At 45.1% G+C, this 26,850-nt stretch carries 27 protein-coding genes and 2 pseudogenes; 15 read left to right on the top strand and 14 right to left on the bottom strand.

The genetic code is table 11. The annotated features are described in order from the left end of the window. Positions 1-135: 135 nt before the first annotated feature. From ACFQ0N_RS30865 to ACFQ0N_RS30855, 3 genes are all read right to left on the bottom strand, one after another. Entirely contained in the window at positions 136-891 is a 756-nt protein-coding gene (locus tag ACFQ0N_RS30865; protein WP_379333750.1) for a hypothetical protein, read from the bottom strand. Between the two features lie 196 nt (positions 892-1,087). Continuing rightward, positions 1,088-1,261 (bottom strand): GyrI-like domain-containing protein, encoded by a 174-nt coding sequence (locus ACFQ0N_RS30860; protein ID WP_379333748.1) that lies wholly within the window; start codon positions 1,259-1,261, stop codon positions 1,088-1,090. Positions 1,262-1,323: 62 nt separating this feature from the next. Next, positions 1,324-2,412, bottom strand: a complete 1,089-nt coding sequence (locus tag ACFQ0N_RS30855; protein ID WP_379333746.1) for a substrate-binding domain-containing protein — start codon at positions 2,410-2,412, stop codon at positions 1,324-1,326. A 388-nt stretch (positions 2,413-2,800) separates the two neighbouring features. On the opposite strand from ACFQ0N_RS30855, the gene ACFQ0N_RS30850 reads away from it, so the two are divergent. From ACFQ0N_RS30850 to ACFQ0N_RS30820, 7 genes are all read left to right on the top strand, one after another. Beyond that, on the top strand, positions 2,801-4,504 hold the full coding sequence (locus ACFQ0N_RS30850) for a glycoside hydrolase family 183 protein (RefSeq protein ID WP_379333744.1): 1,704 nt from the start codon (positions 2,801-2,803) through the stop codon (positions 4,502-4,504). Beyond that, positions 4,455-4,724, top strand: coding sequence for a hypothetical protein (locus tag ACFQ0N_RS30845; protein ID WP_379333742.1), 270 nt, complete (start codon positions 4,455-4,457; stop codon positions 4,722-4,724). The genes ACFQ0N_RS30850 and ACFQ0N_RS30845 overlap by 50 nt, the downstream gene beginning before the upstream one ends. Positions 4,725-4,811: 87 nt before the next feature. Then, complete coding sequence (locus ACFQ0N_RS30840; protein ID WP_379333740.1) at positions 4,812-5,726, top strand: ABC transporter permease; 915 nt, start codon at positions 4,812-4,814, stop codon at positions 5,724-5,726. Between the two features lie 75 nt (positions 5,727-5,801). Further along, the gene (locus ACFQ0N_RS30835; RefSeq protein WP_379333944.1) at positions 5,802-6,644 is read left to right on the top strand and encodes a carbohydrate ABC transporter permease; all 843 of its coding nucleotides are present in this window, start codon (positions 5,802-5,804) and stop codon (positions 6,642-6,644) included. Between the two features lie 119 nt (positions 6,645-6,763). After that, complete coding sequence (locus ACFQ0N_RS30830; RefSeq protein WP_379333738.1) at positions 6,764-8,404, top strand: extracellular solute-binding protein; 1,641 nt, start codon at positions 6,764-6,766, stop codon at positions 8,402-8,404. A gap of 157 nt (positions 8,405-8,561) precedes the next feature. Then, positions 8,562-8,825 (top strand): hypothetical protein, encoded by a 264-nt coding sequence (locus ACFQ0N_RS30825; RefSeq protein ID WP_379333736.1) that lies wholly within the window; start codon positions 8,562-8,564, stop codon positions 8,823-8,825. A gap of 13 nt (positions 8,826-8,838) precedes the next feature. Next, the gene (locus ACFQ0N_RS30820) at positions 8,839-11,856 is read left to right on the top strand and encodes an alpha-mannosidase (RefSeq protein ID WP_379333734.1); all 3,018 of its coding nucleotides are present in this window, start codon (positions 8,839-8,841) and stop codon (positions 11,854-11,856) included. A 223-nt stretch (positions 11,857-12,079) separates the two neighbouring features. On the opposite strand, the gene ACFQ0N_RS30815 is transcribed toward ACFQ0N_RS30820, so the two are convergent. The 3 genes and pseudogenes from ACFQ0N_RS30815 to ACFQ0N_RS30805 form a co-directional block, all read right to left on the bottom strand. After that, complete coding sequence (locus ACFQ0N_RS30815; RefSeq protein WP_379333732.1) at positions 12,080-12,250, bottom strand: hypothetical protein; 171 nt, start codon at positions 12,248-12,250, stop codon at positions 12,080-12,082. Positions 12,251-12,253: 3 nt separating this feature from the next. Beyond that, positions 12,254-12,583, bottom strand: a complete 330-nt coding sequence (locus tag ACFQ0N_RS30810) for an MFS transporter (RefSeq protein WP_379333730.1) — start codon at positions 12,581-12,583, stop codon at positions 12,254-12,256. Between the two features lie 52 nt (positions 12,584-12,635). Next, positions 12,636-12,842: pseudogene (locus ACFQ0N_RS30805) on the bottom strand (MFS transporter); the annotation flags it as partial. 399 nt (positions 12,843-13,241) lie between these two features. On the opposite strand from ACFQ0N_RS30805, the gene ACFQ0N_RS30800 reads away from it, so the two are divergent. The 4 genes from ACFQ0N_RS30800 to ACFQ0N_RS30785 all read left to right on the top strand — a co-directional run bounded on the left by ACFQ0N_RS30800 (position 13,242) and on the right by ACFQ0N_RS30785 (position 17,308). Continuing rightward, complete coding sequence (locus ACFQ0N_RS30800) at positions 13,242-13,880, top strand: hypothetical protein (RefSeq protein ID WP_379333728.1); 639 nt, start codon at positions 13,242-13,244, stop codon at positions 13,878-13,880. 522 nt (positions 13,881-14,402) lie between these two features. Beyond that, a complete protein-coding gene (locus tag ACFQ0N_RS30795; RefSeq protein WP_379333726.1) occupies positions 14,403-15,767 on the top strand; it encodes a DJ-1/PfpI family protein in 1,365 nt (454 codons plus the stop codon). 646 nt (positions 15,768-16,413) lie between these two features. Beyond that, the gene (locus tag ACFQ0N_RS30790; RefSeq protein ID WP_379333724.1) at positions 16,414-16,581 is read left to right on the top strand and encodes a hypothetical protein; all 168 of its coding nucleotides are present in this window, start codon (positions 16,414-16,416) and stop codon (positions 16,579-16,581) included. Positions 16,582-16,843: 262 nt separating this feature from the next. Then, positions 16,844-17,308: a hypothetical protein gene (locus ACFQ0N_RS30785; protein ID WP_379333722.1), complete on the top strand. Its 465-nt coding sequence runs from the start codon at positions 16,844-16,846 to the stop codon at positions 17,306-17,308. A 527-nt stretch (positions 17,309-17,835) separates the two neighbouring features. Here the strand turns inward: ACFQ0N_RS30785 and ACFQ0N_RS30780 are convergent. Beyond that, on the bottom strand, positions 17,836-18,243 hold the full coding sequence (locus ACFQ0N_RS30780; protein ID WP_379333720.1) for a hypothetical protein: 408 nt from the start codon (positions 18,241-18,243) through the stop codon (positions 17,836-17,838). Between the two features lie 119 nt (positions 18,244-18,362). On the opposite strand from ACFQ0N_RS30780, the pseudogene ACFQ0N_RS30775 reads away from it, so the two are divergent. Further along, positions 18,363-18,641: pseudogene (locus ACFQ0N_RS30775) on the top strand (SDR family NAD(P)-dependent oxidoreductase); the annotation flags it as partial. Positions 18,642-18,970: 329 nt separating this feature from the next. Here ACFQ0N_RS30775 and ACFQ0N_RS30770 read toward each other — a convergent pair. Next, positions 18,971-19,414, bottom strand: coding sequence for a hypothetical protein (locus ACFQ0N_RS30770; protein ID WP_379333718.1), 444 nt, complete (start codon positions 19,412-19,414; stop codon positions 18,971-18,973). Positions 19,415-19,855: 441 nt separating this feature from the next. Between ACFQ0N_RS30770 and ACFQ0N_RS30765 the strand changes: the two genes are divergently transcribed. Then, entirely contained in the window at positions 19,856-20,326 is a 471-nt protein-coding gene (locus ACFQ0N_RS30765) for a hypothetical protein (RefSeq protein ID WP_379333716.1), read from the top strand. A 36-nt stretch (positions 20,327-20,362) separates the two neighbouring features. Here ACFQ0N_RS30765 and ACFQ0N_RS30760 read toward each other — a convergent pair whose 3' ends face one another. Both ACFQ0N_RS30760 and ACFQ0N_RS30755 read right to left on the bottom strand, forming a co-directional pair. Continuing rightward, entirely contained in the window at positions 20,363-21,139 is a 777-nt protein-coding gene (locus tag ACFQ0N_RS30760) for a DUF4367 domain-containing protein (RefSeq protein WP_379333714.1), read from the bottom strand. Then, the gene (locus tag ACFQ0N_RS30755) at positions 21,132-21,689 is read right to left on the bottom strand and encodes an RNA polymerase sigma factor (RefSeq protein ID WP_379333712.1); all 558 of its coding nucleotides are present in this window, start codon (positions 21,687-21,689) and stop codon (positions 21,132-21,134) included. The genes ACFQ0N_RS30760 and ACFQ0N_RS30755 overlap by 8 nt, the downstream gene beginning before the upstream one ends. A gap of 359 nt (positions 21,690-22,048) precedes the next feature. On the opposite strand from ACFQ0N_RS30755, the gene ACFQ0N_RS30750 reads away from it, so the two are divergent. Both ACFQ0N_RS30750 and ACFQ0N_RS30745 read left to right on the top strand, forming a co-directional pair. After that, positions 22,049-22,573, top strand: a complete 525-nt coding sequence (locus ACFQ0N_RS30750) for a hypothetical protein (RefSeq protein ID WP_379333710.1) — start codon at positions 22,049-22,051, stop codon at positions 22,571-22,573. Positions 22,574-22,589: 16 nt separating this feature from the next. After that, positions 22,590-23,267, top strand: a complete 678-nt coding sequence (locus ACFQ0N_RS30745) for a SurA N-terminal domain-containing protein (RefSeq protein ID WP_379333708.1) — start codon at positions 22,590-22,592, stop codon at positions 23,265-23,267. A gap of 283 nt (positions 23,268-23,550) precedes the next feature. Here the strand turns inward: ACFQ0N_RS30745 and ACFQ0N_RS30740 are convergent, their stop codons facing one another. The 4 genes from ACFQ0N_RS30740 to ACFQ0N_RS30725 form a co-directional block, all read right to left on the bottom strand. Next, on the bottom strand, positions 23,551-24,708 hold the full coding sequence (locus ACFQ0N_RS30740) for a helix-turn-helix domain-containing protein (protein ID WP_379333706.1): 1,158 nt from the start codon (positions 24,706-24,708) through the stop codon (positions 23,551-23,553). A gap of 27 nt (positions 24,709-24,735) precedes the next feature. Then, positions 24,736-25,497, bottom strand: a complete 762-nt coding sequence (locus ACFQ0N_RS30735; RefSeq protein WP_379333704.1) for a DUF5986 family protein — start codon at positions 25,495-25,497, stop codon at positions 24,736-24,738. Between the two features lie 352 nt (positions 25,498-25,849). Beyond that, positions 25,850-26,248, bottom strand: coding sequence for a GNAT family N-acetyltransferase (locus tag ACFQ0N_RS30730; RefSeq protein WP_379333942.1), 399 nt, complete (start codon positions 26,246-26,248; stop codon positions 25,850-25,852). A gap of 224 nt (positions 26,249-26,472) precedes the next feature. Beyond that, a partial coding sequence (locus ACFQ0N_RS30725; RefSeq protein ID WP_379333702.1) for an integrase core domain-containing protein occupies positions 26,473-26,850 on the bottom strand: 378 nt, incomplete at its 5' end.

The following is a 26,850-nucleotide window of genomic DNA, read 5'->3' as shown; positions in this document are numbered from 1 at the left end:
TGCTCATCCCTTAGCATTTCCATGTAAGCATCCCAACCACGTGATTAATAATTGATGGTCAGAAGAATATTACGAGATTATACTGATATTGCACGTTTGTAATACTTCCTTCAGTCATAATTTGTGATCGGCAAATTACAAATTCCCTTCGATAGCAATTTCATCCACATGCTCTAGCGTTGCTACCACCCATCGACTTACATAATCAATAAATTTAGCGCTGGATGGGTTACTAACTGCTAGTTTAGACCAATGGTTAAGGATCACTTTCCATTCCGATTTACTAATGAAATTCATGCCGGTATGATCAAAATTCTCAAAGCCTTTCACCTTAAGTGGATATACCTCCTTGATTCCTTCGTATAAAAGATGAAAATCCTCACGATATATCCATAAGCCGACACCCAAATTATCACGCCACTGCCCCTTCTCATCTTCAGCATAAGGGTACAAGCCGTAGCCAATATTCCCATCACCACGACGATGAAATTGCCGTACATCGATGAGATTATCTTTTGGGGTTATATAAAGTGTCAAAGTGGGATGCTCCATATGTTCTTTTATTTGCAAGACGATTTTCTCGAATTGCTTCTGTCTGCTATTATCCTCCAAACGATTAAAAAAGCTACATTTTAATAAGAAATGCCCACTCCATCTCTCTTGCTCCGTCCACTCAAAAAGAAACAATTCTTTAGTGCTTCGGTCTGGTCTGTCTGCATTCACCCATTCGAAAAAAGCCGTTTCCTCTTGCACGGCTGTTATAGATAAACCTGTCTCAACAAGAGAAAAGTGCACTGTGCCAAAATACTCTATCAAAAACGACTTGATCCGCAGTTTTTGTTCGTGAAGTGTCAAATAAGATGTGCAAGCAATATCAATGTCATAACGCAATAATATAACTCCCTTCTTTCAGGGTTTTTCCTAAACGTAATGGTTTGGCGTATTTTTCTTAACAACACAAAGAATATTTCCTGCTTTGCCTTTTTTGAGGTTGGTTAATTGTAGGTGTTCGTCGTTCTCGAAAATAAAACACCTCGTTAGACATCTTGAATTGCTATATGTGGTCACGCTTGTTCGAATCCTAATTTTAGGTAGTACGACGGGTGCCCGATGAGAAACACATCCGTGTTACTGCTATCCAAATCTCCCCAGTAATATGCCCTGCAATTCCATAATACATTTCGAAACTAGGGCCTTCAAACTGTTCGTATTCAGATGTCGGAAACCACTCGGAATATATTCTTTCCCATAGTTTTGGCAAATCTTAGCCTAAAAACGAACAAGCGCACGGCTCATTCTTGAACTGGAGGCAGCAGGCAAAGCTTAAGGGCATTCTTTCGGCGGTACGACCGTCTCGCGGATGACAAGATCGGTTGGCAGTATAATTTTCTTATACCCGCGCGAAGAAGCCTCACAGATTTCGAACAACAGCTTGGCCGCTTCAAAGCCGAGCACGTCGAAATGCTGCTGGACGGTACTGAGCGAGACCTTGGCGAATTTCGAGCCTTCAAAGTCGTCGAATCCCATCAGGGAGAGTTGCTCAGGAATTTGGATTCCTTCGGCCGTCAGCCGCTCCAGCGCTTCGAGGGCCCGTTTGTCATTCGCGCAGAATAACGCCGTTATATCACCAACGCGGATTTGTTCGGCCAGCTTCTGGTAATCCAACTCCTTCTTCAAGCAGAGCCATGCGTCGTCAAGCGGAAGCGAAGCGTTGGACATGGCGCTCCGATAGCCGTCATAGCGCTCGATCTCGGGGCTGAGATGGAAGTCGTATGCGGCAAATCCGATCCGGCGGTGCCCTTGTCCGATCAAATATTCTACAGCTTCGTAAGCGCCGTCGTGGTTGTTGCAAGCGACGTAGTTGACGGGATAGCCGGAGGGAAAGCGATCGAGCATGACGATCGGAATCTTCTTCCTGCGAACCTCATCTAGATAGCCTTTGGCTGCGTCGGGATCTGAAGAATAGACGAGTAAGCCTCTGATCTCGGATTGAATCAACTGCAGAACCAATTCGCGTTCCTGTTCGAAATTATTCTCCACAAACTCGATCACCAGCCTGCAATCGTTGTTGCTGAGGAAAGACTGAATCCCTTTCATGATTCGCAGATAGGAGCTGTCGTGCAATTCCAGCCCTGAAATAATAAAGGCGATCAGATTGGAAGTTGTTTTATCTGCGGCTGCATTCTGGTTGGCCACGAAACTGCCTTTACCTCTGACGCGGTAAATGACTCCTTCGTTGACGAGGTCCGTCAGCGCCTTCCGAACGGTAATTGAGCTGACGTCCAGCATTTTCACAAATTCCGATTCGCTCGGAATCCGATCATCCTGTGATATTTCTTTATTTTCGATCTGGGATAACACGTAATCTTTAATCAATTGATATTTTGGGGAAGCCGGTTGTTTTCTGACCACTACATTCACCTCAAGCAAGTCATTTCTTTAGATTATAACCGATCAGAACTAAATAGTATACAAAGTACTTGTGAGCTCATATCAAATTCATGCTAACCCGAGCAAGTTATAGATGGATCGTCCAGATTTTATAGTCGTTTGTCGCAATGTTTTACCATAAAATGATAAGAAAAGGATTGCAAAAAGATTAAACCCATATTATGATAAAACCAACTTGGTATGATAAGATTATTTACCTAACATCATAACTAATGGAAGGAGGTTACAGTTATCGATCCCAAATACAGAATACTTTGTATGCGTTTCCAATCTGTCAAGGCGTCAATATAAACATCTTGGTTCCAACATATTGAGTGATACGATCATTACTTTTTTTGGAGGGATCAAGTTGAAAAGGAAATCGTGGAAAAAGACGGGTTTATGGGCTTGTACGATACTTATGGTTGCGATACTGCCGGGAATGGCGATTGCGGCAAACGCGGAAGAAAGTGCGGGGGCAGAGTCGATGGCAGCCATGGTCGCCCTCAAAAAGCAGGAACCATTCGCGATCAAGGTCGTTGATGCCGAGACGGGCAGGGGAATTCCGAATGTAGAACTGATGACGACAAACAAGATCACTTTTTACACGGACAGCGCCGGTTATGTCGCCTTTGACGAGCCGGGCCTGATGAATCAGAAGGTCTTCTTCCATATGTCCAGCCACGGTTACGACATTCCGGCAGATTTCTTCGGCAATCGTGGCCAGGCCGTCGATGTGAAGCCCGGCGGTAGCGTTACACTAAAGATGAACCGGATCAACATCGCCCAGCGACTGTACCGCATCACCGGGCAAGGCATCTATCGGGACAGCGTCCTGCTCGGCCTGAAGCCGCCCATCAAGGAACCGCTTTTGAACGGGCAGGTCATGGGATCGGATTCCGTACAGACGATCAAATACCGGAACAAGTTGTATTGGTTCTGGGGCGACACGGACAGAGTGGCCTACCCGCTCGGGAATTTCCGCGTGACAGGCGCCACCTCGAAGCTGCCGGACAAGGGCGGTCTGGATCCGGACGTAGGCGTCAACCTGGATTATTTCACCAATAAAGACGGCTTCGTCAAGAGTCTTGTGCCGCCGCTGCCCGATGGGGCCGGTATTGCCTGGGTATTCGGTCTGATGACGGTCAAGGATGACAAGGGGAATGAACGGCTTCTGGCCCCCTACAGCACGCATAATCCCGAGCCAACGACATACGGCATTCTGATCTGGAACGATAAGAAAGAAGAATTCCAGCATCTCGTTCAATTCCCGGATAAGGATGATTGGCGCCATGCGGGTGAGGGTGGACAAGCGAGCTATTACGAGGATAACGGCAAAGGGTATTGGGTGTTCACCCAGCACAAATATCCGAATCTTCGTGTGGAGTCGAAGATGAGCGCAATTCTTGACTATACGCAGTATGAAGCATTCACGCCTCTAGCTCCGGGCACAAAGTATGACGGCGCCAATACGAAATTGGAGCGCGACGCCGAGGGGAAATTGGTATGGGGCTGGAAGAAAGATACGCCGATGATCTCCCAAGATGAGGAGAAAGAACTTATACAAATGGGTTTGATTAAACAGGAAGACGCCAAATATTATCAGCTGAAAGATGTCGATACTGGCGATGAGGTGCGTATATGGCAAAGCTCAGTCGAATGGAACGAATATCGGCAACGTTATTTGATGATTGGACAACAAGGCTTCGGGAAAACGTCATTGGTGGGGGAAATATGGGTTGCGGAAGCACCGGCTCCGAACGGACCTTGGACGACGGCAAAACATATCATAACACATGCCGATTACTCCTTCTATAATCCCGCCCAACATGAGTACTTCAGCAAAGACGGCGGCAAGATCATCTACTTCGAGGCTACGTATACGAACACATTCACGAAATCGATTCCGACGCCCCGTTACAACTACAATCAGATGATGTACAGACTGGATCTGAACGATCCGAAGCTTGGATTGCCGCTCGCGTCTGCGGTGAAGAGCCCGCAACAAGAAGGAGGATACGAACGTGATTCGAGGATTGACGTGCTCCGGATTGGGCGATATCGGAACGGATGAGCAGTTGATCAAGATGGCTGCCGATGGAGGCTTCGGAGCGGTTGATATCGATGCGACCGGGTTGGTCGGGCGTCATGGAGCGGCGGGAGCGAACGAGTTGCTTGAGTGGCATGGGGTAAAGGTTGGGGCGGTTGGTTTGCCGGTGGAATGGAGAGCAGGGGCGTCGTTTCCCAAGAGGTGCTATTGCCCGAGATGCCTTCAGATTCGCCTGAGCAACTAATCGGCCGCTCCAGAGCGGGCTTCGACCGAGTATTTGCCGCAGCAGGACTATAAGTTGCAGGCCGACACATCGAAAGAGGTGTTTGTAATGGAGACGACTACCAAGAATCTAAGGCTGAAACTTTGGAAACAGCGATATTTATATTTAATGGTGCTGCCTGGTTTTCTAACGGTATTGGTATTTAGCTACTTTCCTATGTACGGGATTATAATCGCGTTTAAAGATTACAATGCATCGAAGGGCATATTCGGAAGTTCCTGGGTCGGCTTGAAATACTTTAATTCGTTTATCCACGATCCCATGGCACTCAGGGTTCTTAAAAATACACTGCTTTTAGGTCTGTATTCCTTGCTTTGGTCTTTCCCGGCACCGATCATACTTGCCTTGTTATTTAACGAATTGCGAAGCAGGTTATTTAAAAAATTCGTTCAGACGGTTTCTTACTTTCCGCATTTTATATCCGTTGTTACCGTGGCGGGGATGATCAAGGATTTTACGTCCAGAGATGGTTTCATCAATCAAATCATTACGCATTTTGGCGGAGATCCAATCATGTTTCTCCTTGAACCGGGATATTTCAGGACGATCTTCATATCTTCGGGAATATGGCAGGGTGTTGGGTTTGGATGTATTATCTACCTTGCTGCCTTGAGCGGAATAGATCCTACCCTGTATGATGTCGCGGAAGTGGACGGCGCAAGCAGGTGGAAGAAGGCCGTGCACATTACTTGGCCGTCGATCAGGCCGACAACCGTTATTTTGCTCATCTTTTCGCTAGGCGGCATACTCGGAACGGATTTCCAGAAGATCATTCTATTGTATGCGCCTGAAACTTACAGCGTAGCGGACGTCATCGGATCCTATGCGTATCGGCAAGGGATTTTGGGTGCGAGATATGAGTATACGACGGCCATAGGCCTGTTCATGTCCGTCATCTCCTTCATTATTCTGTACACGGCGAACTGGGTAAGTCGCAAAGTTTCGGAAACGAGTTTGTTCTAGGGGGTGATAGAACTGAGTATAAGAAGAAAAGCAAGTTTGGGCTCCACCCTTTTCGATGCGTTTAATATCTTCATTATGATTCTGATCCTAGTCGCCGTGTTGTATCCCATCTTGAACATTATCGCGACTTCCTTGAGTGGTTCCCATTACATTTCTTCAGGAAGTGTGACAATCTGGCCAAAAGGGTTCACTGTAAAAGCATATGCCAGCGTATTTAATGACCCTTATATATTAAAGGGTTATGTGAATTCGATCATTTATGCCGTCGGTTCTACCAGCCTGATGCTAATCTTTACATCGTTAATGGCGTACCCGCTGACCGTTCAGGGATTCATTGGCAAAAAGTTTTTTACGATCTTTTTGATGATTACGATGTTTTTCAGCGGAGGATTAATCCCGACCTATCTGCTGATGAGAAGTCTGCATCTGATCGATACCGTTTGGGTCATGATTATCCCGGGTGTGGTTGGCGCGTACAATGTTTTTCTATTCAGAACATTTTTCCTGAACATTCCCGCGGAGTTAAAAGAGTCTGCAGTCATGGATGGAGCCAATGATATCGTCGTCCTGTTCAGAATTATATTGCCATTGTCGAAGGCGCTTCTTGCAACATTCGCTTTATTCGGCATAGTCGGCAGCTGGAACAGCTGGTTTGATGCGTTAATATATCTTAATGATCAGAACAAGTATCCATTGCAAATGGTGCTTCGAAACTATTTGTTTACCCTGGATACGACCGCGATTCAAGGAAGAGTGGGGGCCGGCAACGTGGCCATTAATTCACCGGGAAATGCGCTTGATCCCAAGGCCATTAGAATGAGTGTCATCATCATTACGATGTTCCCGATTATGGCGATATATCCATTTTTCCAAAAGCATTTCACCAAGGGGGTATTCGTTGGAGCGATTAAGGGTTAACAAGGCGTTCGAGGATATGGTGCAGAGGAGTGATTTATCGCGAAAAGGGGGTAGAGGGGCTATTCAGTTCATTCTTTCTGCATCATTTTCAGCAATATATAGAGGTTGGAGGCGTTTGCATGAATAGAAAAGCAACAATGCATATTCTAATTGTGGTGTTGATGCTTGCCCTGGTTGCTTCCGGTTGTACAACATCCAATAAAACACCGGAAGGGTCTAAGGAGTCCAAGGGCGCTGAAGGCGAGACGTTGTCTTTCTCCGTAACGCTGCCATCGAACGGAGTAGACGATATGAACAGTATGGTGGGAAAAGAATGGCTGAAGCAAATGGAAGCCAAAATGGGTAAAAAGCTGGATATCCAATTCAATTACATTCCTGGTTCCGAATATGACGACAAAGTGAAGCTATTGATTACTAGCAACGAATTGCCCGATATCTTCATGACGCCACTATTCTATGATACGACGAATATGGCGGAACAAGGCCAGATCCTGGAGTTAAGTCAATACAAGGATCTTATGCCGAATTATATGAAATATCTTAACTCGGTCAAAGACGGGATGACACGCGTAACAAACGCTGACGGCAAAATGTATTTTTTTAAAGAAACTTCTAATCCCCGGTTTCCTGCCGACCGCGGCATGTTAGTTCAAAATACGTCCTCATACCGGTACGACTTGTTCAAGGACAACAACATAGAGATTCCGAAAACGCTCGACGAATTTTACGATGCAGCGAAGAAGCTGAAGCAGCTATATCCGAACAAGTATCCCGTCAATACGAGATGGAACGACTTGCGGTCCCTTTTCTCGGCGAATCATATCAAGGACGATATCTTCTGGGACGGAAGCAAGTACGTTTACGGAGTGCTTGAAGACGGTTACAAAGACGCCCTGCAATACGCCAATAAGCTTTATTCGGAGAAGCTGCTTGATCCCGAATATACGATCGATACGGATGACACGCTGCTGAGGAAAGCGACAAACGGCGATAACTTCATGTGGATGGCCGACTGGTTTACGCTCCCGGGGACCAATACCCGCAATTCCACTGACGGCAAGATTTTCGCCATTTCGCTGTATCCGAGCAATCCGAAATACGGGACGGCGTGGCAGGAGGTCGCGAATGTTAACACCCCGGACATCGGTTGGGCTGCACTCTGCATAAGTTCGAAAGCGAAAAATCCGGAGGAACTCATCAAGTTCATCGACCTGCAGTATACGGACGAGATGGACAGACTGATCACTTGGGGCATTGAGGGAACCACCTACAAGATCGGCGAAGACGGCAAACCGACGTTCGTGGATTCGATTAAAAACGCAACGGATCCATGGGAAGAAGGAGACAACTACGGGATGCGGGCAAGCAGAAAGCACAGGCCCGGTTTGCAAATATCGTCTGATCCCACGGCATTCGTAGACTTTGCTCCGAACGACTATACGGTTTTCAACGGTAAGTATGAAGTCGTTCCCGTCGAAAAATCGCCGTTTCTCCTAAGCTTGCCTATGCCTCACAACGAATACATTGCGTCTTGGTTCGATGGACCGGCAATTCAATTTACACAGGACGAAAGCCAGCAAATATCGGAGGTTATAAATGCTCTCAAAACTTTTGTGAAAGAAGAGCAGGCGAAATTCGTTGCCGGCAAGAATAGCTTTAATGACTGGGATAAGTTTATCGCCGAGGTGAAGAAAATAGGCGACATCGATAAGGTTTTAAAGATTTACAACGATGCCGCAAAAAGAGTCCTGTCCAAATAAAAGGAAGATGATGATGCGAACCCTCCGTCGTGCTTGATGGCGGTGGGTTCGCAGTGTCATCCGAAAACGTCGCGGAGCCGTTAGTGCCGGTTTCCATGCCGATCATAAAGCCGATCAGGCAGTATCGCTGCTGCACGTAACGGATCAGGCTGTCGAAATGACTGCTTTGCAGCGGGATGGAGCGGATTGTCTCGTACGGCTATATAATTCATCTCCAGAGTTAAAATCATTCTCATTGGTAGTCGATGGGGAGCTTGAACAAGTGTCAGCCGTTGAATTGGACGGATGGCTGATCGGTGAGTTGAAGGTGACCGCAGGCAAACCGGAGCATAGGAGCATCATTGCGTTGACGCTGCAGCCATTCGGTCCGGCCACTGTCCGGCTGCATGATTTGTCCGGCCATAACGAATGCAATAGGTGATGGAGGTAATCATTTGAATTCCAGAAAAGAGTGGCTCTACCGGATTGAGAAGCTGCTGAAAACGAAGCCGGATTATATTTACACGATGCTGCAATCCGTTGATTTCGAGGTTTATACGATAAACGAGCATTTGACTTGCGATGAGGCTGCCCTCCGTCCGTTCCATCCCATCCGTTCCAGGGAGCTGTGGGGAGAGGACTGGCAATATGCCTGGTTCCGGGCGTCCGTGACCGTTCCCGAAGAAGCTGCAGGCAAACGGGTCGGCATCATGGCTGATTTCGGGTCCGAGGCTACGTTGTTTGTTAACGGAAGCGTCAGCGGCGCGTTCGACCTGCAGCATGATTACGGGCTCCTGAGCCGAAACGCGTCAGCGGGTGAAACCTATCAATTTCTCGCGGAAGCGTACGCCGGGCATTCCGGCCGGCGGCCGCAGTTCGGAGGCGCTCATATATGTGTATTAGAAGAAGAAATCTATCAGTTCTTTATTGATTTGGAATGTTTGTACCAAGTAAGGAATCATATCGACAGCGATTCTTTGCGTGCAGCTGAAATCGACCAATGTCTAAAAAAGGTAGCGGCCGAGATCGACTTCGGGCTACAAGGGGCTGACCGCAACGCAAGTGTGGTACGGTGCCGGCAATTCATGAAGCCGCTTCTCGACTGCGAGAACGGCTCCACTTCTCCGTTGCTTTATCTGATGGGTCAATCGCATTTGGATATCGCGTGGCTATGGCCGATTGAGGAGACGAAGCGAAAATTTGCGAGAACGATGTCCAACCAGCTGGCGCTCATGGATGAATATGCGGATTATCGCTATGTGCAAAGTCAGCCATATTTGTTCCAGCTCGCAAAAGAGTTATACCCCGAGTTATATGAACGGATCAAGCGGGCAGTCATGCAAGGCCGCATTATTCCCGAAGGCGGGATGTGGGTGGAACCCGATACGAATATACCGAGCGGAGAGAGCTTGATTCGTCAAGCGATGCATGGCAAACGATTTTTTAAAGAAGAGTTCGACACCGACAATCAAATGCTGTGGCTTCCAGATGTTTTCGGTTATTCCGGCAACTTGCCGCAAATTATGCGAGGTTGTGGACTCAACTACTTTGCTTCGGTCAAGATGTTTCAGACGTATGAAAACATAGCCGACCCGTTTCCTTACAATACGTTCATGTGGGAAGGTATCGACGGTACGCAGGTATTGACCCATCTGCTCGATTACGGCGATTATCCGGTTAAAATCAATCCCTCCTTCCTGATTAAACAGTGGAATGAACGCGTTCAGAAAGACGGCATTGCCACTCGGTTAGTACAATTCGGTCATGGCGACGGCGGAGGCGGGGCGAATCGCGACGATCTGGAGTTTTTAATACGGCTGGACAATCTTGAAGGCGTTCCGAGGACGAAACATGGCTCGCCCATCGACTATTTCGAGGATCAAGAAAGAAGAGGTCTGCCGGAAGCAAAGTATGTCGGAGAACTGTATTATCCCGCCCATCGGGGAACGTATACAACGCAAGCATCGCTTAAACGCTTGAATCGCAAAGCGGAAATTGGATTTCATGAGGCGGAGCTGTGGAGAACGATCACAATTTTGCTGCAGTACCGGGAATACCCTTATGCACGAATGGATCAATTGTGGAAAAGACTGCTGCAGAATCAATTTCATGATATTTTGCCGGGGACGTCGATTCGTCGCGTACACGAAGAAGCGAGAACCGACCTGCGTCAAATTAATGAATCGATTGAAAAGATCGTCTCTGAGACGCAATCAGCGTTGGCGGATGGTGATGCATCGGCCACGACCTTCTTTAATTCGCTTGCATGGGATCGTACGGAAGTGGTAGCCCTGCCTGAAGGTACTGAGGTTGGGAGTTATGCGAACCTGCAGCACTACGAGGACAAAATTTATGCGGAAGTTGACGTTCCCTCGATGGGCTGGGCATCCCGCTCATTCAGCCGTGAAGAGTCAACACCCCGCGGAGAGAACCCGTTATCCGTCACCGAGACGCATCTTGAGAACGAATATGTGGCGATCGAGCTGAATGCTTGCGGCGAAATCGCGAGCATCGTGGATAAAGAAACCGGGACCGAATGGGCCGCTGCTCCTTGCAACGTGATGAGTATGTACCGCGACAATCCGTCCGCGTTCGACGCATGGGAAATCGACCGCCGATACCGGGATTCGAAGGTAAGCTTGAAGGCGGAAGCGAATGTAAGCGTAACGGCTCGTGGTCCTCTATTTGCCAATATCCGCGTAGAAAGGACCTTAAATCAGTCAGTCATCATTCAAAATATTCGTCTCCGCAAGGGAAGCCGGCGTGTCGAATTCCATACGACGGTGAACTGGAATGAGAAAAACAAGCTGCTCAAAGTCGATTTCCATGTCGACGTTCATACATCGGAGTCGCTTCAGGAAATCCAGTTCGGCTATGTAAAGCGGCCCAATCAATCATCACGTCCGCACGATGCCGACCAGTTCGAGGTCTGCCAACATAAATGGGCGGTGCTCGCCGAATCGAACCGCGGGTTTGCGCTAATCAACGACTGCAAATATGGCCTGAGCGTCAACGATAACCTTATGAGCCTGACACTGCTGCGCTCGCCAACCTATCCCGATGAAACTTCGGACCAAGGCTTGCACGAATTCACGTACGGGTTCCTTGTCTGGAACGGTTCCTTCTTCGACAGTCCGGTCGTGCGGGATGCTTATGAAATGAATTATCCCGTTCAGGTCCAAACCAAGGGCAGCCGGATTCCGAGATTCTCCCTCTTGCAGGCGAGCGAGCCCAATATTATAGTAGAGACGGTTAAACTCGCCGAAGACCAATCGGGACATATGATTGTTCGACTGTACGAGTGCAAAGGGACTTTAACGAGATGTCGCTTGGTAATAAACTTGCCGCTCGAAACCGCGCATGAAACGGACATGCTGGAAAATCCAAAGTATGCGTTAAATCAGGAAGACGGGAAGCTCTCGCTTTCCTTCCGCCCGTTTGAAGTCAAAACGCTGCGATTGAAATTCAAGTAAGAGGCCGCTTCATTCTACAAGGATGAATTTGACTTGAAGTTTGTCGGTATTGACGTCAGTTGGCAAGAACTGGAAGCGTGTTTCATGAAGTCGGACGGCGATACAATGGAGTCACTCAAAGTCGAAAATAATCTGTATGGTGCTTCTCACTTGCGAGTATCGTTGCTGTGGCGGACAAGCTGTCTTCTCCCAAATTCCATATTGAGCTCGAGGCCACCTCGGTCTACAACTGGCATCCCGTCATGATCGTATCCCGATCTTTCTCGATGCGGAACACTTCACCGTAGACGTTGGCGCATTTCGTCATGTAGCCGAGAAGGTCGCGGCCAAGGCCGAACATATTGCCGAAAAAGGGCAGTCCCTTGGGCCCTGGGGGAAGCGATAATCCTGTCATGGGTCATATCCTTCCTTTCGATCCGAGTGATCTGGATTTCGATGATCGGATGATAGGTACAGTGTACAGTACAACGAAGCCGCCGGCGACGATCATGGCCGTCTGTATGCCAGTCCATCCGGCGGTTATTCCACCGAAGAGCGGCCCGACAAACATTCCGGTCGGATACGCAATATTGTACAACGCGTAGACCAGTCCGTAACCATCGACATGGTTGCGATCCGCGGTATCCGCCAGTTCCGGAAGCGTCGGAGCAAGGATGAATCCCATGCCGACACCAAGAAGTACGAACACGATGGCGACTCCAAGTGGGTGGCCTGCGAATGTTGTCATTCAGGATGGTCAATCGCAGTAGTCCGTCCAGCAGAGCCAGACCTGCGGCTACAAGAAAAGGTAACCGGAATCCCCCCCATTCGTACAGCCAGCCTCCGACGACCGCCCCGAGAAGCGTCCCGAGTGCTTGCCCGGACAACGCGATCCCCATGACTTTCCCTCGTTGCTGCGCGGGATAAACATCCGCGAGCAACGCCAGACCAGCGGTCCAGGAGGCAGCCGCGGCGATGCCCTGAAGCACACGAGCGAAGAGCAGCATCCAGAACCGTTCGCAAAGGCGAACAGCAACGTTGCACCTGCAAGTCCGAGCAAACCGAAAAGCAGCGGTGTTCGGCGTCCGACCCGATCGGACCATACACCGATGAAAGGGTAGGCAATCAACAAAGCCAACGCATAGCTGCCGAAGAGAGGTCAAAACGTACGTCATCCACAAGTTCAGGCATTCATTCCTTCAGAAATACTGCCGCCAACGACCCCCAATCGTAACCGTTGCCTTTAAATCCCTCGTCGCTTCGTATGAAAAACTTCATCTTTATAACCGCCAACATTCCCTTTGGATGCATGCCCCTTTGGTCAGCTGTTCCGTTTGTTTTTAAATAAGGTAGTATGATAGCATTTCGGAATAAGGATCAAAAAAATGAAATAAGGTGTGATGCGGATGACTGATTTTAAAATGATTAAAAACCTGTTTCATATTACAGAACGAAACGGGTTTAGTCATGACGAGATACAAATCATTAAAACTATTTTTGGCGAATTGCCTCAGGTGTTTATAGATTATTATTTGGAACTCGGTAAAGACGAGCGACTGAATCATACGCAAGATAGTTTGATCAAGCCCGAGCAATTCGACTATTTCAAACATAGCGAATATTTAATTTTTTATTGCGAAAACCAGCGTGTCTGTGTTTGGGGAATCCATAAGAACGATTTATCAAGGACTAATCCCCCTGTCTATATGAGTTACGATGAAAAGGTATGGCATAAGGAATTTGAAACATTGACCGATTTTTTTCATGCGATGGCCTTTTTGCAAACCGTATTCGCTCTTGAATACGGCTGCGAATCGTTCTATTCCATAGAACAAACTGACTTGGATTTTATTCGTGAGAACTTTAAAAACAAAGGTTTCTCCTTTCGGCATTGGATCGGTATCGAATTTTATGGGAATTACGATGACAGCATCATAACGGTAATGAAAAATGACGATAGTTTTAATTTGATTTATGCTTCAAGCGACAAAGAACATTTTGATGAAATAGATCAGGTTCTTTCGAAACTGGGAGTAGTAATTTGAAATTTTTTATACTCACTGGTAAAGCAGGGTATCCGTCTTTTCCATGAATACCTGCAAACTTGGGCAACAGTTGCAGGGCTTTTCAACGATTGTTGATGTATAGTAATTCATGAAAGGCAGGCGAGTATGTGCCTATTCTGCGCTTTACCACTATTTGTGATACGGTTCAGCTTAACGGGTCTATCGGCGAAAAATACGAAGGGAGCTGGCGCGGCGCATAATTGCCTACCTTTATACTCGTTGCAAGAGCTATGATTAAGCCTGATGTTTTTTGATTTTTAGCGGTTTCGCCAGGATGAGAAGAGTTAGCTCTTCAGGAGTCTCATCTCCGAGCAGCGCGTTTGTCACCATTTTGTTAAAATTATAGCCCTATCGAGTCATGCTCAAAAAAGAATACAGACTAGGGTCCAGTGGCCGCTCAAACTTTAGGCGGGCCCTCTACTGAACCACAGACAGAGGATATGTTCATCTTGTTTTGTTAAACTTTTCGGGTAAGCAAACTAGCCGGAAGGAGCGCAGCAAGTGAAAACTTTATTTCGCATCATTATCTATCTCATCGTTTTTGTCGTCGTCGTAGGGGGGACAGGCGCCATCGGGTACGTCAATACAATGAATGCCGGAATGTCGGTTTACGATAAAGCCGCCCCTTCATTGACGGATGTGAAGGTACCGAAATATGACGCGAACAAACCAACAGTGGCCGTGCTGCTGGCGAACGAAGTGACGGAAGTGTTCGATTTTCTCGTCCCGTATGAGATGTTTGCGATGACTGAAGCCTACAATATATACGGCGTTGCCCCCGATCGCGAAATTAAATCACTAACTGGCGGACTCGATGTCGTCCCGCATTATTCATTTGACGAGATGGATGCGATGCTCGGCAAAAGCCCGGACATTATCGTCATTCCGTTTATGCCGATTTTGGACGAGAAAAAATATGCGCCCGTCCGTGAATGGATTCGGAAGCACTCGGGCGCCAAGACGACATTGATCTCCATTTGCAACGGGGCTGAAAACCTGGCGGATACCGGCTTGCTGAACGGCAAATCGGCTGCGACGCATTGGGGAGACATCAACCGGCTCATTAAAAAATATCCGGAAATCCAGTGGGTGAAAGATCGGCGCTACGTCCCGCAAGGCAATATCGTATCTTCTGCCGGTCTGACATCGGGGATAGATGCTGTGCTATACGTCATCTCCCAGCAGTTGGGCGAGGCGGCGGCGAAGAAAGTGGCGGGAGAGATGAACTATCCCTCATACGATTATGTGACAAACCCGCAAATGAAACCGTTCGTTGCCGGGCTGAGCGATATAACGTACGTACTGAACAACGCTTTTCAATGGAACAAAGTAAAGGCGGGCGTGCTGCTATATAACGGCGCCGATGAACTGGATTTGTCCGCCGCATTCGATACGTACGCCGCTTCCGGTACGACGACGACGTTGACCGTCTCCGGCGCGAACGAACCGATCGTAACGAAGCACGGCCTGAACCTAGTCGCACGTTATCGGATAAAAGACGTGCCGAAGCTGTCGAAAATGATTGTTGTCGGTGCCGATGCCGAGTCTACAGCCGCCGAAGACATCAACCAATGGAAGAGCAGCGGCAACAGCGCGAAACTGCTGTTCCTGCACCGTGACGCGGCGGATCGGTTTGCAATGGATCCCGCATTTGAGGATTTGGCCGGGCAGGAGGATATCCAGACGGCGAAATTTGCCGCCAAGCGGCTCGAATATCGCGCCACCGACCACTTGAAGCTGGAGGGCAGCCCCTTCTCTTTTGAAGCGTTTGGTGTACCGGTTTTGCTCGGCGTCCTGTCCTTGCTCATCGCTTTTTTCATCGATCGGCGCTTCATCCGTAGGAAAAGGGATCATCAGCAGATATAAGCGCTTCGGGGTAACCTTGCTACAAGATGCTGCCTTTCTAATACGGTTCTCCGAGCTGTCTTTAACGGCATCTTTTAAAGCCATCCTTTGCGGGATGGCCCTTTCTTTGATCTGAAGGTTCTGAGAACTTCCTCATACAGTATGCAGCGGAATATAAGAGCGAAGTGAACATGAACCGATGAAACAACAGGAGAGCGGAACGTTTGATGCCATGGTTCAGCTTAACGGGGCTATCGGCGAAAAATCCGCCGCGGTGCAAAAGGCTTTGGATGCGTTGATACGAATGGACTGATTACTTGAATACGATATTGTCACTTATTTAAGTACGATATACGGTGCCTGTCGTACAGTGGCAGACAAACCTGCTTATTTAGGACCAAAATCAAAAATCATTAACGGACGAGCGAAAGCGAAATCCTCCGAGCGTGAGCGAGGAGTGAATGCTTCCCACATGCTCAACACATGCTTCACTAAATCACCTAAGCGCCCCGTATGGCCCAATCTAGACGTCTAATCGTCTATAAATTGGCCGACGTCAGGGGCGCTTTCCTTTCCTAGAACTACTTCTATCCCACGAATTTTAAATATCTTATAGTACAACAAAGCCTAACGGAGAAAATTTAATTTTTTGAGGTGCTTTCTTTTTATGTCGGAAAAAAGTTATTATAATGAAAAAGCAGGCGTTGTTCTTCAATCCTTTACGGAAGAGGATTTTGCTCTTCTTAAAACACATTCAGAAACAACGAGAGTTCAAATATGGGCTGAAGAGCAAAAACTAACAAACCTAGAATTTCTTTTGGAATGTAGTGTTTAGAAGAAGTGGATTTTATTTCGGGTGTAGCGTTTGACTGATATTTCTAATGTCGCTTTACTCCACCAGAGGTTGACGATTTAGAACTTATTGCGCAAAAACAGGGCACGAAACAAATGAGCGGCGCTTTTGGCAGCAAACGTAAAAGATGAGGCGTTTTAGAAAACGTTGGAAAAATAATTGACATACGGCTAATAAGCTGTTTTTGCAAAGTGCATGCGTAAGAGGACGATAAGGTGAAAATAAATAAGAAAAGGATGATAGTATGTTTATTTTGCAGGGTGTATCATTTCCTCTTCGTACTGACGAAAGGGGTTCGGCATTCTATGTCCATGGCAGTGACGATGGTGACACGATAGATATATCTGTGGATGCCCACTTCCAAGAAAACACCTTTGAAGGAGATGATAATGTTGAACCATATGTTTCAATCAACCCAATACAAACAAACAAAAATTCATTATCCGATCTCATCGGTATGAGCTTTGAGGTGAAAACCATTGAAGAAGCCGATGAACGGGAGGATACTCTTTACATTTGGGAGCACGAGCCCTTTGAGAATTATCTATTGAACATAGTAGACATTAAAGACGATAAAGTGCACATTCAATGCAAAGGAACGGCAGTTACAGATGGATATGCGGAACCATATAAAACGGTTGAATTTACGATGGATTGCTGGTTACCAATTATTACCGGCGTGGATGATTGGAAAAAGTATGGCCTTTGAACGAGAAACCGATTATTCGCCTTAAAGGAACGGTATTTATATTGTTAGAGGTTTAAATGGAACAATATATAATTTTTGATTTGGAAGCTTCGGAATTTTGTATGTGTCTATGGCCTGCTCGATCTCATAGGATAAAACGCTACCGGTATAACGAGTCTTATTCGATGAGCATGTTTTTTGATGACCTAAGCCGTTCCTGAATGCGCGCATACAATGTTGCCCGTTTACTTGTATCGCGTACCGCATCGAGTTTTCTCATGACTGTTAGTCAGCGAAACTCGATGTTTTTGTTCGCACTCCATGCTTGAAGAGTGGCATAGTATTTAAAGTCAGACTTTGTAGGGTCTCTTTTCTAAACCATCAAAGGCGACATAGGTTCCTGCCCGATTTGCCATGAGTTAATCCTCCCAGTATAAAGTTATGTGTTGGATGTTTCACCAGCATGTGCCCACAGTTGATGCAAATGAAACGACCCGTAAGATGGCGCTCGATCTTCATGCGCACTACTTGCGGGTCGTTCGCAGTTCCTATTCCTCCTCTTCATGTTCGCAAACGACTTCAGTGAACTGATTTAACGGAAACAGAGTAGGAACCCTCCGGCCTGGCATCTTGATAAACTCAACAAAATTTCTTCCAACACGGATTAGTCTCCCGTGAAGCTCACCGATGTCTTCTGCGGTGGCCGTCAAACCAAATGGCTTTGTCCTTTTAACAAGCTCGTTAAGGACAATAAAGAAGGAGGTTTGGGTATTCACTACCGTTGATCCCACTGTAAAAGAGGACGAGGTCACATTGGAGAGCTTTCCTGTTGTTCTTGTCAGCTGCGGAAAGCCAGGTTGGAACACCGTTACCGTCCGACCTACAATTGGTTGCAGGCGCTGAGCCAACGTGATGTTCTGAGGGGCAGGACAGCCATGAATGTTTTTATTGCTCAAAGAAACACCCCCTGTAAAGTATTGTTGACTCTATATTATTCTGTTCCCGTGGCGAGGTTTGGGCACACCGTGGAAATTGGCGAGGCAACCAGCTTTACGCTGGCTACACGGGGAGCAACCGCGATATTCCGATGGACGATTTGGAGGCGGCAACGGAGGAAGTATGGGACGAATTATTCGATGTGACTGTGAAGGGCATGTTTTACTGCGCTCGGGCTGTTGCCCCCTACATGAAGAAAAAAAGTCAAGGAGCGATCGTCAATCTTAGCAGTATCGCCGGACAGACCGGATTAGGCTCTTAGCTATCCTACGCTGTATTCAAAACAGCTGTTCACGGTCTAATGAAATCGCCCGCAAAAGCATTGGCAGCCGACAATCGGGTTACCTGTATCGTGCCATGAGCCGAAACGAATGCCCTATGTACCTTTCTAGCGTTTCCTTAGCCCGAAACCAACACACATATCTTCAAACCCATACGCTGTAAGGAATTCCGCATTAAACTTGCCCTTATTTATGGTACGGTTCAGCTTAACGGGGCAATGCGAAAAATCTGCCGCGGCGCATAATTGCCAATCTTTTATACTCGTTCCAGGGCTATGATTTAAGCTTTCATGACAAGCACAATAGGCCACCGAAGTAATCGGCGGCCTGGATGTTGGTGATTAGGCTATCGTTTCCCACCAGCTTAATGGCTAATCACAATATCACCTGTCAGCCAGTTTTACCTTTACAGTTTTTCAATCGCTGATTTGATTTGTTCATTAAGGTGTGGCTTTTCTTTTGATTTAGCCCAATAAATAGTGAGTATATTTCCTTTCTCATATAAAAAAGGATACGTTGTGAATTTGGCATTTTTCATTTCCTTATTAAATTCTGTGACACCGGATTTACGAGAAGCTTCTGAATTGAAAATATAAAAATAAACAAATTCAGGATCAGAATGATCTACAGTTGCTACATCTTCAACCGAATTCATTTCTGGAATAACATTATTCAATGTTGGTATTGTACCTGTCAACCCGTATGGTACTAGTTTTAAATTCTGTGATTCAAAAGCGTTAATAGCATCTTGAACACTATATTTGTTTCCCTTGACATTATTATCTTTAGAGCAACTTACTAATGCGATCATACATATCAAGATGATAATTCCTAACTTAAATTTCATCATAATTTCGCCTCCTTCAGGGTTCCCCTCATATTACCATAATTCGATCTATCCTGCCCGTTACTTAAATAAACGAAAAGGAGCTGCCGCGTAAGAGCTCATCCACTCTCGTTTCCCTTCAGGTTTGGATTGGGAACTAACCGATCCGAATGTGATTGCCAAATATATGGGCTTTGGTTATGATGGAGATGGCAGAGCAGATCCTTGGAGTATTCGGTACGCCATTTTTTCAGCCGCTAGTTATTTGAACAGCCGTCGGCGCGGCTAGTGGAAGCTGAAAACTTTCTATGAAGCGTTACGACCCAAGCGAATAAAAGCTGTAGGGTCAGTTCCCTCAGCCAACTGGAACACTGGGGTTAATTTTTTATATTATGCGTTAGATTTTCATAACATGCCCCGTTTATTTCTTTTTGAGGATATAAATTATCAAAGGGGGTTCATTCCTTGAAACAGTTCACATTTATTCCAATTTGCATGTTTATCGTCGCTGTGCTGCTACTTGTTCCAGGCACGACATTTGCTCAAAATGTCGCCGCGAAAACATCACCGCCGCCGTCGGATATTTCCTTGTTCACGGTCTTCGATCCTGATTTCAGCTACTTAAACCAAGGTCATGCTTACATAACCGACAAAGGTAATCAGAAGGTCACTATTTCTGGTGACAGCTCATCTTTGAAACGAGTTGACACAATCGGTGTAAAATTGACCTTACAACGTTGGACTGGAAATGATTGGGTAGATGTTGTGACTGGGCAGGCTGCTTACGAGACGGATTCCACTTTCGCTTATGCCTCGCATAGTGAAATATCGGTCGCATCCGGCTATTATTACCGTACGAAGGCTTATCATTGGATCGAGAAAGGTTCCCTAACGGAATCAGGAACACGTTATTCTTCCTCGATGCTCATAAATTAATTAAATAAACGAACGGGAGTACTCCCGTTCGTTTATTTATTGCAGGTTATTTGCAATCTTCATTATTTCTTCTTTTGGGATTTGGCCGGATATGGCGATTTTGATTCGGTCGGTTGTCAGCCATTCAAGTGTGACAAACCCATCAGGTAGATCGACTAAAATCGCGTATTGATTGCCAATTTTGATTTCCTTAATGATCCCTGCTTCTTCATGAATATCTGTTTTGATCCTTGCTGTCTGCTCGTCTATTAGTTGCTCAGAGAGTTGAATTACGCTATCGTCGTCGGCTACATATTCCAAGTGTACAGTATTATAAATTTTTCCTGCCTCTTGAAAAATGCGGACACGATCCAGTTCAAAAGAGGTTGGCATATAGGTGGGAATAAGAGGAGCGAAGGATAGCTTCCCCTTTGCCATCTCTAGTGTGGTTATTTCTGACAGACTTGTATTCAATTCATTACCATCATCATCCGGCGGGATGGTTTTAGCGCTCCCCCTCATTGAATTTGAATTCTCCTCCGGCGAGTCAAAGAAATATTGAATAACCTGATTTTTTACATTAGACAGGAAAGAGGATACTTGTGCATAGGTGGACGGAATGTTTTCACTAAAAACAAGGTTAAGTAGAAGGGAGATAGCTGCAATGCATCCACCTATTTTTAAACGAGTCAGCCATTTCCTGCGTCTTCGATTCTTTTGCAATCTCTGACGAACCGAATCCCAATTGGAAGGCTCGGGTACTTTAATGTCATGGTATAGGGTTTCAACTATTTTTTTCATTTCTTCGTGTTCGCATTTTTCGATCTCATTCATCATGATCATTCCATTTTCTTGAAAAGTGTTGGAGCAGCTTTTTCCTAGCTCTGGCTAAACGCTGGGTCACGATCTGCTCGGAGAGGTGAAGCTCTTTGCAAATTTCTTTGTAAGACTTGTCTTCCAAGTAGTACATTATTAATAGCGTTCGATGTTCCGGTTTTAGTTCTTGGATCGCCAGATGCAGCATTTCATTCCGAATCTGGTTTTCGACTTTATCGGCAACCGACATTTGGTTATCTATAATAGTAACGCTTTCAGCATCGACTTCCTGACGATTGTTTTTATATTTTCTTAACCAATCCAGTGCCGTATTCCGCGCGATTTGTCTAACCCAGGATGAGAAGTTGGAAGCATGGGCAGTTTTCGACCCTTGTGTTATCACCTTTACAAATGATTCCTGTATGATGTCTTCTGTGGCTGTATGCTCCCGCGTTATAAAAAATATGTACTTATACACATATTTGTGATAGGAACGATAGAGATCCTCCTGAACTTCGGCATCCAGTTCATCAATGTTTACTCGTAATAGGAAAAGCCATTGTTCCATTCTATACCCCCATTTATGTCGTGATGGAAAGAGGAGTTTGCTGTTCTATTTGGTTTCTAATTGGTATATCCCTCCCATCTATGTTAACATATTCCTTTTAAATTATACAACAAAATGAGATACGAGCGGTATCAAATTGAGAACGACCTGTGGCTTCTTTGTGTCTCTCTTCAAATTATTTTTGATGATTTGCGTCAGATTTTGTTAGTTCGTAACGTTATAATAAGTAGGACAGCATGATTTAACTAGAAGGATGTCGTTGCAGCTCAGGAAAATCCGGGATATGAAGAATAGTAGTTGAGGGGAGGGATAACTTGCTGTACAGGATTTGAATATACTAAAAAGGAGGATTCTGCACTATGTTTTTCAAAAAACTTACCAAGAAAATGGCGATTGTTTTATCCCTGTCTTTATCGGTGTTTTCAATTCCCATTTTGGCAAGCGCTGAAGCACATGAGACGGATAAGCTGATTATTCAGTGGGGGCATGACGGAGGAATAAGTTTCTCCATATGGGCAAAGGTTTCTTCTAGATTAGGATACGATATAAGTTTTTTAGGAGATGGTCAGACTTTATACACATATAATTACTCCGAGGCAAACATCAGTTTGAATAATACCGCTTCCTATGGATTGGCTAAGTGTGGTGACACGGTCGGGATCAGAAAGCAAACCAATTGGGGATCAACTGCCGTACCTTTGCCTACTCGAGGCACATACGTTGTTCCTGTAGGTACGACAATTATCGGGTATGAGACGAATGCCACATTTGGTTCCATGATTTCAGGTTCCGTGAATGTCGATAATTATGGATTCGTGCAACCAACTCCATCTATGTGTGTTGGCGGCGACAGCATTACGGACAAATTTACGGTACAACATTAAATAGGAGGTATTGGCATTGAAATCGAAAAAACCACTTGGTTTTCTGTTGAGCCTGTTTCTTGTGGCCGTAGTTAGCGTTTCTGCGATTTATGCAGATGCGCCATTCTCCAAAAAAGAGATAGCAGCCGGTTTTGATAAAATTCAAGCGAATCTGGAACACGCGAAAAACCTTAAAACAAATGTTGTGGCCGAAGGAAATGGCGTTCAAATTTCCATGGAAGATTTTATTTTTTACAAGGGTTCATTGGAACTTTCCAATAGTCTGCAAACCGATAAATCCGCAGCGGCGGCGACTAAACTCTCCGATCAACAAATTGTTGAAAACTTGATTAGCACAGCTCTTACTGCCAAACGTGCAACGGAGCTGGGACTTACCGTATCGGATGAAGAGATCGATATGGTTATTGCAAAGGAAAGAGAAGCATTGCAAATGAAAAACGATCCGGATAACGATATGGTTCGAGAATTGATGACTAATCGAATCCGAATTACAGGCTTGACAGAGGATGAGTTCTATAGCAGTGATTACGTAAGAAACAAATATGCGGAAAGTATTCTCATTGGAAAGTTATACGACAAGCTTCATGATGAAAAAACGATTAATGACATGCAAGACTTCCTACAGTACAAGCAAAACCTGTTTAAAGCTGGCAAGACTTCGGTTTCCATTAATAACCAGGAACTTGGTGACTAATTTTGACCGCCCTCTGCACATTAGCAGAGGGCGGTCGGTTTTGTTACATCTGATAAACGACATATGAAACAATGAATACAACCAAAAGGATGATGATAAGTGTGTAGAAAAAGTAGCCGAACCAACGCAGGGGCTTCGGCATTTTTTTGAGATCGACGGGTTTATAACGTAAATTTGAAACCTACTCCGGAAGCATCGGACAAGTCTGTCTCGCAGTCCCCTAACATAACAGTTATATTGATTAAAACGATACCACCCCGAAAAGCAGTGTGACGTTATTAATTTAAGTTCTTACATCTTTATGACGCAGACTTAAAACGACTACATTTTGCTTAACTTCACTAAGAGTGCCTCGGTCTAACCCAAGCAGTATTTCTACCTCATCTTTATTCATACTCACATTATTTTTAGAAAGTTGCTGCATAAACTGATCCCCAGAAAGAACCCCGTTACTTTGTATGACATCTACAGCTTTTCTCAGAACGGTGGGTTTGGATACTTGAATAACATCATCTAATGGTTCTTTAGTACGCCAGCCCTTCTTCGATATTTGCCTCATTAAGTACTGGTACTGATTATAGTTGATTGCCTTTAACTGATAAGCCCTCACTATCATTGCAGATATTGATACTTTCCATTTCTTTTTTAACTCTATATAAAAATCTAAATTATTTGGTAAGATCAGATCCTTCAAAAAAGCTTCTTTTGGCAGTAAAAATGAAGCTGCAAACTGATGCGCTTCATTTTCCATTTGACGAAACTCTTCACGAGATACAAGTTCCAGATCAGCATTCCAATCATGCAACATTATGTGCCCCAACTCATGGGCTGCATCAAATTGTCTTCTTGTTGCCGAACTCTTGTCACTTCCAAGAACAATAAAAAAATATTCTTCTCCATCAACTTCTTGTCGTTGACTAAAAGCGTCGATGTTCGCATTATCTGTGCCAAATGAGGTTACAATGAATCCATTCTTTTCAAGAATGTAAACCATATTAGGTATTGGGTCAGTACCCAACTTCCAATAATCGCGCGTAGCTTGAGCAATCTTTTCAATGTCATTTATCCCTTCCCGTATTGGGGGGATATTTATTTTTGGAAATTGCACAAATTGATTTAAAGTGTGATATATCTTTGCTAAGATTTTTGTTCTCTCTTCTTGTGAAAGACGATCTTTTTTGTTGGTAGATAAAAGTGCTCTAAAGTAAGTAGTACCTACTTTGATACTCTTATTGTCCTTTTCATAAAAATAATCCCTTGGAAACCCAAGGGCGCTAATTAATTTTAGTAGTGTTTCCAAACTAGGATTCGCTTTCCCATTTTCGTATTGTGAAATTGACTGCTTGCTAACTTGTACCTCATCAGCCAATTCGGCAATTGTCTTACCTCTGTAAATTCTTGCTGCCTTTAACCTGTCCCCGTTAAAAACTCTTAAAACCATTCTTATTCCTCCTAGCGAGAAAGAATTTTAACCTTCCTTCCCCGTCTCATCATCTCTAAGTTGTACAAGGTCATCTTGCTGATGAGAAACGACCCCTTCTCGAAGACCAACAAAAATTTCTTCCTCATGTTCAGAAGTAGTTCCTTGCAATTCAAATGCTGCGCTAAAATCGGCTGTAATAAACTCGTTCCAGTTTTCTTCGTAGGCTATTTCCAATTCAGCATTAGGCATAATGGCATTAACCGATGCTATCTCACCTTTATCGGTAGAAAAGGTAACAAGAACAAATCGCGTAACTTCACCCTCAAGCAGATGTAACATAAGCTTCAATTCATATTCAACCTGTTTATTCCAGTCAACATTTTCAGTCTCAAAAAGATAAATTTGTTTGGCTGGGTTAAGATCTACATCAGCTTCCAAGTCGTTATTTATTGAAGAAAGGGCATCTATGTAGTGCACTGTTTCTTTATAAAGTCGTTCACTCAATTGACGAAATCTTTTCTCTTGCATAGCTGCATATAAATACTGTGTTTCTTTATCATAAATCAAGACAAGTTCCCACAAAGGACCTCTCTTAACTTTTACACATTGGAACTGATCTGACGGAAGCATCCGAATTATATTAGTGTTGATGAAATCCCATTTCAAAAAGTGGACGCTATTGAATGTCTCGACCTTTCTTTCCATTCTAAATTCCATTATGTCCTTTTTATTTGCATTCCTAATCGCATCAATAATTATAGTTTTATAATTATCAGCCATTGGTATATATAAGGTATTCTTGCCCATGTGATCACCACGCTTTTGGTTTTATAAATCAATTTTACCAAAAACGTTGTATTTGTCAATCTAAATTCAGTTTTAACCTAAAAACCATAATTCAAGTGTCGCTTGATGAGATTTATTTCTATAATTAATTCAAATGGTTCCTTTACCTCACTTGTGATACGGTTCTCCTTCAACACCATACCCACAACCCAATTTTTCGCCGTCACTTATGGTACGGTTCTCCGCGCTGTCTGTAACGGCAAGTTTTCTTTGAAAACAGAACAGGGCGCTCTTATGAGCGCCCCGCCTATTTCAGAAACTCAACCAATGAGACTGACTTACCAATTATCCAAATTATAGCAATACCCCTTTATTAATACTCTTGAAAACGAGTAAAGCCAAGACGCTCATACAGGCGAACAGCAGAATGCATTTCGTCCTTTGTGTGCAATCCTATTGCCCTCTCGCCATTAATTTGAGCGCGTCGTATACATTCCTGTACAAGCAAAGCTCCTACTCCATGACCACGTGTCGACGGATGTACGGCAAGCAATCGTAATTCAGCCCAACCAGGATTACGAACTACCCTTTCACTTGCACTAGATGTCGAATGATATAATAGAACACTACCCACGATATTTCCACCAGACTCAGCGACAATTCGCTCGACAGATTCTTTTGTTTCAAGCGTTGTCACTAATCTCCGATTATACTCTTCGCGCATTGAATCACTCATTGTTCGGGCATATTCCTCATATGCCTCTTCAACTATTGCTCTTATTATGTCTTACTCAGTATGGTGCTAAAAGATGTCAAGACAGTTTTTTTAGATTTTTAAGGTGTGAAATCATTCACAATGTTTGTTGACTTTGCCCCGAAGGGCAGGCAGTTAATCTTTCAGAGTTGGGAATTCTGATAGATACTACCAGTGAAGTAGATGCCCACAGGTGGAGGACGTAGCCCAAGCGAAGGCGCGGGAGCTATGTTTTTCTTTGATCATTTACATGTGGGTAACAGGATAACGTCCCGGTTGTACACAGTCGCCGGCGTATGGTTTTGCAGAGACTGATGCGGCAAATAGTGATTGTGCAAATGGATGTATCGTTCCACATCCTGTCTCATCTCTCGAGGACTGTTGTAGTCGTTGATATAGACCTCGTTGTATTTCAGGCTGCGCCAGAAGCGCTCAATGACGATGTTGTCCTTGGCACGGCCTTTGCCATCCATGCTAATCCGAACCTCGTTCTCTTTCAACAGATCGATATACTTTGGACTCGTAAAATGGCTACCTTGGTCACTGTTGATGATTCCCGGTTTACGCCGCCCCAGCGCCCGTTTCGTGGTCTTGAGTACGAACTCGATTTCAAGGCTCTG

Origin of the sequence: Paenibacillus sp. GCM10027626 (genome assembly GCF_042676285.1) — a bacterium.
Taxonomy (GTDB): Bacteria; Bacillota; Bacilli; order Paenibacillales; family Paenibacillaceae; genus Paenibacillus_Z.
The sequence above is the reverse complement of the archived record's forward strand: the minus strand, read 5'-3'. Positions and strand labels throughout refer to the sequence as shown.